This is a genomic window from Roseovarius sp. (assembly GCF_048262375.1).
In the GTDB taxonomy this organism is placed as follows: domain Bacteria; phylum Pseudomonadota; class Alphaproteobacteria; order Rhodobacterales; family Rhodobacteraceae; genus Roseovarius.
This window is the reverse complement of sequence record NZ_JBLXFE010000022.1, coordinates 15791-27401: the sequence shown is the minus strand read 5'-3', so window position 1 is coordinate 27401 and position 11611 is coordinate 15791. Positions and strand designations below refer to the sequence as shown.

11 protein-coding genes are annotated in these 11611 nt (G+C 60.6%); 5 read left to right on the top strand and 6 right to left on the bottom strand.

The features are described from left to right. Nucleotides 1-8: 8 nt before the first annotated feature. From ACN0SW_RS17215 to ACN0SW_RS17195, 5 genes are all read left to right on the top strand, one after another. Nucleotides 9-1262: an MFS transporter gene (locus ACN0SW_RS17215; protein ID WP_417729162.1), complete on the top strand. Its 1254-nt coding sequence runs from the start codon at nucleotides 9-11 to the stop codon at nucleotides 1260-1262. 103 nt (nucleotides 1263-1365) lie between these two features. Next, on the top strand, nucleotides 1366-1944 hold the full coding sequence (locus tag ACN0SW_RS17210; protein ID WP_417729161.1) for a DUF924 family protein: 579 nt from the start codon (nucleotides 1366-1368) through the stop codon (nucleotides 1942-1944). A 134-nt stretch (nucleotides 1945-2078) separates the two neighbouring features. Further along, on the top strand, nucleotides 2079-3473 hold the full coding sequence (lpdA, locus tag ACN0SW_RS17205; protein WP_417729160.1) for a dihydrolipoyl dehydrogenase: 1395 nt from the start codon (nucleotides 2079-2081) through the stop codon (nucleotides 3471-3473). 258 nt (nucleotides 3474-3731) lie between these two features. After that, the gene (locus ACN0SW_RS17200; RefSeq protein ID WP_417729159.1) at nucleotides 3732-4529 is read left to right on the top strand and encodes a DUF2189 domain-containing protein; all 798 of its coding nucleotides are present in this window, start codon (nucleotides 3732-3734) and stop codon (nucleotides 4527-4529) included. Nucleotides 4530-4792: 263 nt separating this feature from the next. Beyond that, nucleotides 4793-5146, top strand: coding sequence for a phasin family protein (locus ACN0SW_RS17195; protein ID WP_417729158.1), 354 nt, complete (start codon nucleotides 4793-4795; stop codon nucleotides 5144-5146). Nucleotides 5147-5247: 101 nt separating this feature from the next. Here the strand turns inward: ACN0SW_RS17195 and ACN0SW_RS17190 are convergent, their stop codons facing one another. The 6 genes from ACN0SW_RS17190 to ACN0SW_RS17165 form a co-directional block, all read right to left on the bottom strand. Further along, nucleotides 5248-5460, bottom strand: a complete 213-nt coding sequence (locus ACN0SW_RS17190) for a hypothetical protein (RefSeq protein WP_417729157.1) — start codon at nucleotides 5458-5460, stop codon at nucleotides 5248-5250. After that, entirely contained in the window at nucleotides 5457-6614 is a 1158-nt protein-coding gene (locus ACN0SW_RS17185; RefSeq protein ID WP_417729156.1) for an aromatic ring-hydroxylating oxygenase subunit alpha, read from the bottom strand. Before ACN0SW_RS17185 ends, ACN0SW_RS17190 begins: the two co-directional genes overlap by 4 nt. A gap of 113 nt (nucleotides 6615-6727) precedes the next feature. Next, complete coding sequence (gene ilvN / locus ACN0SW_RS17180; protein WP_417729155.1) at nucleotides 6728-7288, bottom strand: acetolactate synthase small subunit; 561 nt, start codon at nucleotides 7286-7288, stop codon at nucleotides 6728-6730. An 86-nt stretch (nucleotides 7289-7374) separates the two neighbouring features. Then, nucleotides 7375-9129: an acetolactate synthase 3 large subunit gene (locus tag ACN0SW_RS17175; RefSeq protein ID WP_417729154.1), complete on the bottom strand. Its 1755-nt coding sequence runs from the start codon at nucleotides 9127-9129 to the stop codon at nucleotides 7375-7377. Between the two features lie 408 nt (nucleotides 9130-9537). Further along, on the bottom strand, nucleotides 9538-10185 hold the full coding sequence (locus ACN0SW_RS17170; protein ID WP_417729153.1) for a response regulator transcription factor: 648 nt from the start codon (nucleotides 10183-10185) through the stop codon (nucleotides 9538-9540). Then, nucleotides 10182-11609, bottom strand: coding sequence for a cache domain-containing protein (locus ACN0SW_RS17165; RefSeq protein WP_417729152.1), 1428 nt, complete (start codon nucleotides 11607-11609; stop codon nucleotides 10182-10184). Before ACN0SW_RS17165 ends, ACN0SW_RS17170 begins: the two co-directional genes overlap by 4 nt. Nucleotides 11610-11611: the final 2 nt, after the last annotated feature.

Genomic DNA, 11611 nt, shown 5'->3' with positions numbered 1-11611 from the left:
GAGGCGCGATGTTTCAGGTGCTGTCGGGGGCGTGGGCCCTGTTGTTGGGCATGATGCTGTTGCAGGTTGGCAATGGCATGCAAGGCACGCTCTTGGGGGTGCGCGGCGCGCTCGAAGGGTTTTCGACCTATGAGATGTCGGTGGTTATGTCATCCTATTTCGTGGGGTTCCTGTTTGGTTCGCGGATGGCCCCCGAGATGATCCGCCGGGTCGGGCATGTGCGGGTCTTTGCGGCGCTTGGGTCGATGATTTCGGCGGTGTTGATCCTCTATGCCACGATCACCGAGCCCTGGGCATGGTCGATTGGCCGGGTGTTGATCGGGTTCTGTTTTTCAGGCGTCTATGTGACCGCTGAAAGCTGGCTGAACAATTCCGCCACCAATGCCACGCGCGGCAAGGCACTGTCGCTCTATATGATTGTGCAGATGATCGGCATTGTATCGGCGCAGGGATTGATGGTGCTGGCGGACCCGTCGGGTTATGTGCTGTTCGTTATCCCGTCGGTTCTGGTGTCGCTGGCCTTTGCGCCCATTCTCTTGTCGGTCAGCCCGACCCCGGCCTTTGACACGACCAAGCCGCTGTCGCTGCGCCAGATCATGAAAATCTCGCCTTTGGGCTGTGTGGGGATGCTGCTGACGGGGGGCGTGTTTGCCGCGCAATTTGGTATGGCGGCGGTGTATGGCGCAGAGGCAGGGCTGAGCGTGGGGCAAATCTCGGCCTTTGTCGCGTCGTTCTATGTGGCTGCCGTGGTGGCGCAATACCCTCTGGGGTGGCTTTCGGATCGGATGGATCGGCGCAAGCTGATTGCGGGCGTGTCGCTGGGCACTGGCATCGGAGCGGTGATCGGCATGCTCTTTGGCGAAAACTTCTGGCTTTTGATGCTGGCCGCGTTCCTTGTGGGGGGCACGTCGAACCCGCTTTATTCGCTGCTTATTGCCTATACCAACGACTTTCTTGAGCATGACGACATGGCGGCGGCGGCGGGCGGTATGGTGTTCATCAACGGATTGGGCGCGATTGCCGGGCCCCTGATGGTGGGTTGGATGATGGGGGTGATGGGGCCGGGGGGCTATTTCCTCTATATCGCGGTTCTGATGTTCGCGATGGTGGCCTATGCAATCTATCGCATGACGCAGCGTGCGGCGCCTTCGGTGCGTGAAACCGACAAGTATATGCCGGTTTCGCCCTCTTCTTCGCCAATGGCGGTGGGGTTTGCGCAAGAATATGCCATTGAGACCGCTCAGGATGCGAAAGAGGATTGAAATCGTTTAATTATGTAAGTTCTGTAAGAATATGTTATTGTGAAAGCGGGCGCTAAACCCGTTAACGTCAAAAGACCATCATAGGACAATGAGGAGTCCCCCTATGGTTACACCTGACGATGTGTTGCGGTTCTGGCTGGACGAGATCGGGCCGGGAGGTTGGTACAAGACATCTGAGGCGCTGGACGCCAAGGTAAGGGAGCGGTTTCTGTCCGCTTGGCAGAATGCGCGCGACGGGGCATATGGTCTGTGGTTGACCTATCCGAGCGGTATGCTCGCCTATGTGATCCTGACCGATCAGTTCCCGCGTAATATGTTCCGGGGCGAGGCGCAGGCCTTTGCCACTGATCAACAGGCGCTGGCCGCGTGCAAGGTGGCGATCAATCACGGTTGGGATCTGCGGATCGACGAACCGGCGCGGCAGTTCTTTTATCTGCCCTTGATGCACTCTGAGAGCCTATGTGATCAGGAACGTTGTGTGCGCTTGATGTGTGAGCGTATGCCCAAGCACGGGGCTGAAAATATGACCCACGCGCGGGCACATCGCGAGGTGATCCGGCAATTTGGCCGATTCCCCTATCGCAACGCGGCGCTGCAACGCCCGTCGACCGCGTCGGAGCGCGCATTCGAGGCAGAAGGCGGCTATGGCGGCACGCTGCGCCGGATCAAGCAGGCTGCCTGATCCGGTCGTGTTTTACGGCGCGATTGCGGAAAAGACACGCATGACGATTGTTTGTTCAATCGGTCAATCATGTTCCGTTGCGATTTAGCGGGAAATAGTTTAATGGCAAACTAAATTTGCAAACGGAGGGCCGCATGGCGTCGACTACCTATGATATGATCGTAATCGGGGCGGGTCCGGGGGGCTATGTGGCCGCAATCCGGGGTGCGCAGCTGGGCCTCAAGGTGGCTGTTGTCGAGCGCGAACATATGGGCGGCATCTGCCTGAACTGGGGATGTATTCCGACCAAGGCGTTGCTGCGCTCGTCCGAGGTGTTTCACCTGATGCACCGCGCCAAGGAGTTCGGGCTGAAGGCCGAGGGAATTGGCTATGATCTCGACGCCGTGGTCAAGCGCTCGCGCGGGGTGGCCAAGCAGCTGAGCGGCGGCGTGGCGCATCTGATGAAGAAGAACAAGGTTACGGTGGTGATGGGCGAAGCAATCCTGCCCGCCAAGGGGAAGGTCAGCGTCAAGACCGACAAAGGCGTTGAAGAGCTGGAGGCCAAGCATATCATTCTGGCCACCGGCGCGCGGGCGCGTGAATTGCCGGGACTTGAGGCAGATGGTGATCTGGTGTGGACCTACAAGCATGCGCTGGTTCCGCCGCGCATGCCCAAGAAGCTGCTGGTGATCGGTTCGGGCGCGATCGGGATCGAATTTGCCAGTTTTTACAACACGCTGGGGGCCGAGACGACCGTGGTCGAGGTGATGGATCGCATTCTGCCGGTCGAGGATGCCGAGATTTCCGCCTTTGCCAAGAAGGCGTTTACCAAGCAGAAAATCAAGATCATGGAAAAGGCCATGGTCAAGCAGTTGGATCGGGGCAAAGGCAAAGTCACCGCGCATATCGAGGTGGGTGGCAAGGTCGAGCAGCACGAGTTTGACACGGTGATTTCCGCCGTGGGGATCGTGGGCAATGTCGAGGGTCTGGGTCTTGAGGCGCTCGGCGTCAAAATCGACCGGACCCATGTGGTGACGGATGCCTATTGCCGCACCGGGGTTGAGGGGCTCTATGCCATTGGCGACATCGCGGGCGCGCCGTGGCTGGCGCATAAGGCGAGCCATGAGGGCGTGATGGTCGCCGAGTTGATCGCGGGCGGGCACCCGCATCCCGTGAAACCCGAGAGCATCGCGGGCTGCACCTATTGCCATCCGCAGGTGGCCAGTGTCGGTCTGACCGAGGCCAAGGCCAAGGACGCGGGCTATAGCGTCAAGGTGGGCCGCTTCCCGTTCATCGGCAATGGCAAAGCGATCGCGCTGGGCGAGCCGGAGGGCATGATCAAGACGGTGTTTGATGCCAAGACCGGCGAGCTTTTGGGTGCGCATATGATTGGTGCCGAAGTCACGGAATTGATTCAGGGCTATGTGGTGGGCCGTCAGTTGGAGACCACTGAAGAAGACCTGATGAACACCGTCTTTCCGCATCCGACCCTGAGCGAGATGATGCATGAGAGCGTGCTGGACGCCTATGACCGGGTGATCCACATCTGATCGCTCCGGCGGTATGACCATGGCAGGCGCGTCTGACGGGGGTCGGGCGCGCCTGTTGCATTTTTTGGGGCATCGGTCGGAGAGGCGATGCGCGGCGGCGCATTTCGCGCCGTTGTTCGGGGCGCGCGGCATGCCAATGACCGCTTAAAGCCAGGTGGTCCTTGCCGCAGCGACGGCGTATTAGCTGAGTTCAAGTTATATCTTTGCGCCGGGCGCGCGCTTGGCTAGGCTCGTGGTACAAGGGGAGGAGCACAAGGAATGCCGCATAACGAGATCAAGCCGCTCGGGGTGCCGGAGATGGGCGCTGTCAGGTTCGACATGTTGGGCGAGGCGCTGCGTCGGGGGGCGGCGGATATGCGCCGCGCGCCGGGCTATGCGATGATTTTTGCCGGGGTCTATGTGGTGATCGGATTGGCTCTGGCCGGGATCACGCTAGCCACGGGCAAGACCTATTGGTTGATTTTTGCCGCCGTAGGCTTTCCGCTGGTGGGGCCGTTCGCCGCCGTGGGGCTATATGAGGTGAGCCACCGGCTGAGCGAGGGGCGGGCGCTGGTGGCGTCCGAGGTATTCGGGGTGATTGCCCATCAGCGGCGGCGGCAATTGCCGTCAATCTGCGCCATCATCATCATGGTGTTCCTGTTTTGGTTTTTCCTTGCGCATATGATCTTCGCCCTGTTCATGGGACTGTCGACGATGACCAATGTGTCGACGTCATTGCAGGTCTATTTTACGCCTGAGGGGCTGGGCATGCTGGCGGTAGGGACGGCGGTGGGGGCGGTCTTTGCCCTGCTGCTCTATAGTCTGACGGTGGTGTCGCTGCCCTTGCTGCTGGACCGCGAGGTGGATTTCGTCACCGCGATGCTGACGAGCCTGCAGGTGGTGACCGAAAACCCGTTGCCGATGCTGGTCTGGGGGGCGCTGGTGGCGGCGTTGACCTTTCTGGCGATGCTGCCCGCGTTTCTGGGGTTGTTTTTCGTGCTGCCGCTCTTGGGGCATGCGACATGGCATTTGTACAAGCTGATTTGCGAGGCGGGTGCAGCAGAGGCTGAAACATGATCTGAACCAGATCTGGGATGTGCCGATAGCCTTGCATGGACCCGGAACAGGGGGTCGAGGCGATATGCCCCCACATGACCATGAGTGGGATGATCGACATGAAGGACATAGAACGGATGGCCGCCGCCCTGACTGCGGCCCGCTGACCGAACGCGACACGATCCAGATCAAGGCGCGGTCTTTTGAAGAGTGCTATCAGACAACAGGCCGTTTCTTGTCTAGGGAAAAGGGGCGGCGCTGACATGGATGAAGGACTGTTTGATATGCGAAAACCAAACAAGACAGACGTAAAGGCGGATGCCGGAACACCTGCAATGACCGCAGCGATGCTGACATTAAATCCGGCCATGACAAAGGCTTGGGTGGATATCATGTCAGAAGGCGCGCGCTTTCTGACGGAGCGTTTGCATCAGGATCTGGACACCCAAAAGGCCCTTTTGGCCTGCAAGAGCCCTACCGAACTGCTGGAGGTCCAATCGGCGTTCTTCAAGACGGCCATGGCGCATTACACCGACTACGCCAAGCGCTTTCAAAGCAAGATTGCCACGGTCACCGAAGACACGATGAAAGGCGCGCGATCCGGTTTTTCGCGCGGCTATGACGATGTGCCGCTCTGAGCGCAGGCACTGAGAGGCATTCATGCCGCACGGGCGGGGCGATCCGCATCGGTCTTGTGGGGCCCGGTCCCGCAAGGTCAGGGTGCCGGCATGTGGTCTGCCTATGCCTCGCGGCCATGTGCGACAAGGCGGGCGTGCAGGGCTGCTGCCTCGGCTGCGCCGGCCTCGAGCGCGAAGATATAGGCGTGGGTGAGGTAAAAGCAGGCCGCGTCGAGATCGTTGGCCGTGTCCGCCGCCTGCGCATAAAGCGTGATCAGCGCGCCATGATCCCCCGCCGCATGGGCGCAGATCATGGCGCTGTCGAGATCGGTCATTCCGCCGCCCGTGCCTGCGCGCGATGCGCCTCGACGCGTCCCGCCACCCAATCGTGGAAGCAATGCGTGGGGCTGTCCATCACCGGAGAGAACCGCCCGCCGTCGAAATAGGTGGCGTGGCGTCCACGCTGCATGCCCTCAACGACAAAGATATCCTCTTCAAACACGGTTTTCCAAAGCTGGGTGTTGCGCATGCGCAGCCCCTCATCGGCCATTGGGACCGAATAATAGAGATGAATATGCTCGACCGTGCGTTCTGGTCCCTTGGGTTCGAGAATGATGGCAAAGGCATGGTCGCGGTGCACGCCCAAAAGGACGTTGGGATAGGCCGCGACATATTCTGCCTGCTCGTTCCATTTCGCGCCCACTTCTTCGAAGTCGGGGAATTTCTCGCCGTTCTCATTGGTGAGTTGGCGATAGACCATGGTGCCCTGACCGGAATATTTGCCCGGTTTTTCGATGTGATAGTGGTCTTCCAGTTTCGAATAACTGTTAAGGCCGGGGTGCACCCAAGGCAGGTGATAGCTCTCGCAATAGTTCTCGACCGCGAGTTTCCAGTTGGTCTGAACCTCAAGTTCGAACCGGCTGTCGTGACCGCCGTGATAGACCGGCAGATCGAATTCGCGCCAGCGGGCGATGAGATCGGCCATCGCGTCCTCGAATGCCGGGGCGTCGCCCGAGACATTGATCCAGACCACATCGCGCCAGATATGGCTGCGAATCTCGGTCAGGCCCAAGTCTTGGCGTTTGATGCTCTCATGTGTGTTATGCCCCGGTCCGCCGACATGCGGGGTGGAGACCAGCGCACCCTTGGTCGAATAGCACCACGAGTGATAGGGGCAGCGGATTGCGCCTTCAATCTTGCGCGGTTCCTCAACGAGGATCATGCCACGGTGGCGGCAGATGTTCTGAAACACCCGCACCTCGCCGTCCTTGTCGCGCAAGAGCAGGAGCGGCATGCCGAGAAACTCCAGCGGCTTGGCATCGCCCGGTTCCGGCACATCGGCGGCGACCGCAAGGCCCGCCCATTGCGAAAACAGCAGCGCGTGCTTTTCCTCTTCAAAAACAGCGGGGTCGATGTAATGGGCATTGGGCAGGCCATTGGCGCGCTCAACCGAGGTGCGGACATTCGACAGATCAGTGAGCGCGGGCATTTATATCTCCGGGATTAAGGGCTGGCGATAACTCTGCCATAGCCCTGTCCCGGCTCGCGCCTGTCTGCGACGCGGCACGTCAATCCCGCGACACGTCCACGCGTTTGACCCGCTCAGAGGCCGCGCGGCAGGGCGGCAACCCCGGTGCGCGCCATTTCCACGAGGCCCAGCGGGCGCATCAGTTCTGCGAAGGCGTCGATTTTCTCGGGCGCGCCGGTGATCTCGAAGACAAAGCTGGTGAGCGTGCTGTCCACCGCGTTGGCGCGGAAGATATCGGCCAGACGCAACGCCTCGACGCGCTTGTCGCCGCTGCCCTCTACCTTGAGAAGCGCCAACTCGCGTTCGACGCTGGGGCCCTCGACGGTCAGGTCATTGACCTTGTGCACCGGCACGATGCGGCCAAGCTGTGCCTTGATCTGTTCGATCACCTGTGGCGTGCCGGTGGTGACGATGGTGATGCGCGAGGTGTGGCCGGTGTGATCCACCTCAGCCACGGTCAGGCTGTCGATGTTATAGCCGCGACCCGAGAAGAGGCCGATGACGCGGGCCAGAACGCCCGGTTCGTTATCGACCAGCACCGCCAGCGTATGGGTCTCCTGCTCATCCGAGAAGGTCGGGCGCAGGTTGTAGGCGGAGTGTTTGGACGAGCCTTTTTTGATTTGCAGGGCTGACATTATTCGGTTCCTTGTTGTCGGGCATTGGCGAGTGGTGGGTTGGCACCCACCTTACGAGGTGGGCGCAGGGTGGGGGAAACCCATCATCACACCAATACCGCGCCGCCTTCTTTGATGGCGTCCTTGGTCGAGGCCTCGCCCAAGAGCATCTTGTTATGCGGCTCGCCGGAGGGGATCATCGGGAAGCAGTTCTCGTGCTTTTCCACGAGGCAATCAAAGATCACCGGCCCGTCATAATTGAGCATCTCCATGATCGCGTCGTCGAGATCGGCAGGGTCATTGCACAAAATGCCCTTGGCGCCAAACGCCTCGGCCAGTTTCACGAAATCGGGCAGGGATTCCGACCAGCTTGACGAATAGCGCTCGCCATGCAGCAGTTGCTGCCATTGACGGACCATGCCAAGGCGTTCGTTGTTGAGGATGAACTGTTTGACCGGCAGGTGATATTGCATCGCCGTGCCCATTTCCTGCATGTTCATCAGCCATGATGCCTCGCCTGCGACGTTGATCACCAGCGCCTCGGGATGGGCGATTTGCACACCGATGGAGGCCGGGAAGCCGTAGCCCATGGTGCCAAGCCCGCCCGAGGTCATCCAGCGGTTGGGATCGTTGAAGCCGAGATATTGCGCCGCCCACATCTGGTGCTGGCCCACTTCGGTGCAGATATAGCGGTCATGATCCTTGGTCAGCGCCTCAAGCCGCGACAGGGCGTATTGCGGTTTGATCACCTTGCCCTTTTGGGTGAACCTGAGGCAGTCGACCTTTTTCCACTCGTTGATCCGGTCCCACCATTTGGCAATGCCCTCGCGGTTGAGCTTGCTACCGCGCGCTTTCCAGACCTCCTGAATATCACGCAGAACATTGGCGATGTCACCGACGATCGGGATATCGGCGCGGATCACCTTGTTGATCGACGAGGGGTCGATGTCGATATGCGCCTTGATGCTGTCGGGGCTGAAGGCGTCGACCCGTCCGGTGATGCGGTCGTCAAAGCGCGCGCCGATGTTGATCATCAGGTCACAGCCATGCATGGCCATGTTCGCCTCATAAAGACCGTGCATGCCGAGCATGCCGATCCAATGCGGTCCGTTGGCGGGATAGGCACCCAGCCCCATCAGAGTGGACGTGGTGGGAATGCCGGTGGCCTCGACCAGTTCGCGCAAGAGGCGCGTGGCCTCGGGGCCCGAGTTGATCACGCCGCCGCCGGTGTAGAACACCGGGCGCTTGGCCTTTTCCAGTGCGGCCACCAGATCGGTGATGCCTTCGATATCGCCTTTGACCGGCGGTTGGTAATGCGACACGCGCGCCTGTTGCGGCGGGGTATAGGTGGCCGAGGCGAATTGCACATCCTTTGGAATATCAACCAGAACCGGGCCGGGGCGGCCCGATGTCGCCACATGAAAGGCCTGATGCAGCGTGTCAGCCAAGCGCGCGGTGTCGCTCACCAGCCAATTGTGCTTGGTGCAGGGGCGGGTGATGCCGACGGTATCTGCCTCTTGAAAAGCGTCGTTGCCGATCATGAAGGTCGGCACCTGCCCGGTCAGAACCACCAGCGGGATGGAATCCATCAGCGCATCGGTGAGCCCCGTAACCGCATTGGTGGCGCCGGGGCCAGAGGTGACCAGAACCACACCCGGCTTTCCGGTCGAGCGCGCATAGCCTTCTGCGGCATGCACCGCGGCCTGTTCGTGGCGCACGAGAATGTGGCGAATGTCATTTTGCTGAAAGATCTCGTCATAGATGGGTAGCACGGCGCCGCCGGGATACCCGAATACGACATCCACGCCCTGATCCTTGAGGGCCTGGACTATCATTCTCGCTCCGGTCATCTGACGTGTCATGTGTGCTTGCTCCGTATATGACGTCAACTCAACTCGCATAAAAAAGCCCCCGGTTTCTCGGGGGCGCATGGGAAACCAAGAGGGTGTCCGTTACCGGCCCATGCGCCATTTACCTACGATGAATACTAGCGTGTTCACGCGGGCGACTCCTATGCTGCGTGGCGGCGACATTAGGTGCGGTGCCAAGGGGCGTCAAGCCGATTTGGTGGATAAAATGTCTCAAACCGGGATGAAATCTTTGCATTTGTTGCGTGCGAATGCGGTTTTGTGTCAGACTCCCGCTTGGCGTGCGTGTGGGCGCCGCAGTTTGCCGGGAATCGCCCCTTGCGGCATGGCGGGGGGCTGGCGTTCATCTGGCCTGAAATACCTCGGGGGTTTGGGGGCTGGCCCCCATTCTGCCCGCGCGGATCAGAGCTGGACGCCGGTGCCCTGCAAGACGCCATGTTCCAGCGCATAGCGGGTGAGGCCAGCGGTCGAGGCAATACCGAGTTTGCGTTTGATGTTCTTGCGATGAGTCTCGACGGTGCGCACCGAGATGTCGAGCGCCTGTGCGACGTCCTTGTTGGATTTGCCTTGGGCCAGTTGTAACAGGATTGTCTGTTCGCGGTTGGTGAGCTGTTCACGTTCTGGATTTTCATAGGGCGCGAGTGAGCCTTTGGCGCCGGTGCACAGATAGCGTTGCCCGGTCATCACCGCATCGATGGCGCGTTTGATCTCGTCGGTGGGCACATCCTTGAGCACATAGCCCGCCGCGCCATGGCTGAGCGCGGAAGAGATATATTCGGGGCTGTCGTGCATGCTGAGGATCAGGATGCGGGTTTCGGGGCGCTTTTCGAGGATGATCTCGGTGGTGGTCAGCCCTCCCAGTCCCGGCATGTTGAGGTCGAGCAGGATCACGTCGGGGGCCAGCGCCTCGACCTGATCTATGATCGCTTGGCCATTGCTCAGGGTGGCAAGGATTTCGACATCAGCGTAGCTCTCGAGGATGGATTGGATGCCTTCGGCGACCATCGGGTGGTCGTCCACAATCACGATCCGGATGGGGGCTGTGGTCATGTGCTGGCCTTTTCCTTAAGGTTGGGTCGGTCTGGGGGGGGCAACAGGTGAGTGAGGGGGACGGTGGCCTCAATCGCGGTACCGGTTCTGGTCGAGATCACTGCCAAGGTGCCGTCCAGCTGTTCAAGCCGTTCCTGCATGTTGCGCAGGCCAAGCCCGCCGCCGGGGGTGCCGGAGGGTTTGGCCTGATCAATGCCGCAGCCATTATCAGCGATCCTCAGGGTGGCACCACGGGCATGGCCGCGCACATCGACGGTGACGCGGGTTGCGCCGGAATGGCGTTCGATATTGGTGAAGGCCTCTTGGGCCACCCGGTAGAGCGCGATTTTAGCCTCGTCATCCAGCCGGTTGCGAAACACCACGGTGCTGAATTCGGTGATGATGCCGGTGCGTTTGCCGAAGTCTTCGGCCAAGGTCTTGAGGGCAGGGCCGAGGCCCAGATCGTCGAGCACGCCGGGGCGCAGATCGCGGCTGATGCGGCGCACCTCCTGAATGGCGCCCGACAGGTGGGTGATGCCGCGTTCCAGTGTGTCGGCGGCGCGGGCATCGCCAGCCGTCAGCCGCCGCTTGGCGGTGTCAAGGGCGTAGCGCACGCCGACAAGGATCTGGCTGATGCCGTCGTGCAATTCGCGCGCGACGCGGCCGCGCTCTTCTTCCTGCGCGTCAAACACCCGTTGCGTCAGTTTCTTGAGCTTGGCATCCGCAAGCCTGCGTTCGCGGATGTTGATAAAGAGGCCCGAGACGAACACGAGCAGCAGCGCCGCAAGCATCGCCGCGCCAATATAGAAAAAGGTGCGTTCCACCCGTGCCTCGACCTGCTGGCGCGAGGCGGTGACGGTGGCCACGACATCGTCGATAAAGACGCCGGTGCCCACCGCCCACCGCCAGTCTTGCAGGCCGACGACATAGGTCACCATCCGCGCGCGTTCGCCGCTTGAGGGTTTGGGCCAGTCATAGCTGTGATAGCCGCCGCCCGTGCGCGCAAGGCGGATCAGTTCGTCTGTGATGGGTTGGCCGCCCTCATCCTCTAGCCCGGTCCAGTTGCGCCCGATAAGTTCGGTGCGCCGGGGGCTAACAAGGTTGGTGCCGTCATAGTCGAAGACAAAGAAGTAGCCGTCCTGCCCATAGAGCATACCCGCGAGGATCTGACTGACCTGTTCCATGGCGCGTTCGTCATCAGGGGCCGCGCGGCCATAGATATTCACAAAGGCGGTTCGGGCGATGGAGAGGTAATTCTTGAGCTCGGCGCGTTTGGCCTCGATCAGTTGCGCCTCAAGTGTTTCGATCTCGCGCTCTGCCAGTTGGCGCGATTGCAGCGTGACCACGACCGAGATCGCCAGTGCCGTCAGGATCAGCGGCAGGGTGGCAACCAGAAAGAGCTTTTGGCCGTAGTTGAGCCGGATGCGGGCGAAGAGGTATTGCATGG

Excerpts from the sequence above, each read along its gene's own strand:
- ACN0SW_RS17175 (WP_417729154.1), bottom strand. The coding sequence starts at position 9,129 with ATGACACGTCAGATGACCGGAGCGAGAATGATAGTCCAGGCCCTCAAG.
- ilvN (WP_417729155.1), bottom strand. The coding sequence starts at position 7,288 with ATGTCAGCCCTGCAAATCAAAAAAGGCTCGTCCAAACACTCCGCCTAC.
- ACN0SW_RS17215 (WP_417729162.1), top strand. The coding sequence starts at position 9 with ATGTTTCAGGTGCTGTCGGGGGCGTGGGCCCTGTTGTTGGGCATGATG.
- ACN0SW_RS17165 (WP_417729152.1), bottom strand. The coding sequence starts at position 11,609 with ATGCAATACCTCTTCGCCCGCATCCGGCTCAACTACGGCCAAAAGCTC.
- ACN0SW_RS17210 (WP_417729161.1), top strand. The coding sequence starts at position 1,366 with ATGGTTACACCTGACGATGTGTTGCGGTTCTGGCTGGACGAGATCGGG.
- ACN0SW_RS17190 (WP_417729157.1), bottom strand. The coding sequence starts at position 5,460 with ATGACCGATCTCGACAGCGCCATGATCTGCGCCCATGCGGCGGGGGAT.
- ACN0SW_RS17195 (WP_417729158.1), top strand. The coding sequence starts at position 4,793 with ATGCGAAAACCAAACAAGACAGACGTAAAGGCGGATGCCGGAACACCT.
- ACN0SW_RS17170 (WP_417729153.1), bottom strand. The coding sequence starts at position 10,185 with ATGACCACAGCCCCCATCCGGATCGTGATTGTGGACGACCACCCGATG.
- ACN0SW_RS17185 (WP_417729156.1), bottom strand. The coding sequence starts at position 6,614 with ATGCCCGCGCTCACTGATCTGTCGAATGTCCGCACCTCGGTTGAGCGC.
- ACN0SW_RS17200 (WP_417729159.1), top strand. The coding sequence starts at position 3,732 with ATGCCGCATAACGAGATCAAGCCGCTCGGGGTGCCGGAGATGGGCGCT.
- lpdA (WP_417729160.1), top strand. The coding sequence starts at position 2,079 with ATGGCGTCGACTACCTATGATATGATCGTAATCGGGGCGGGTCCGGGG.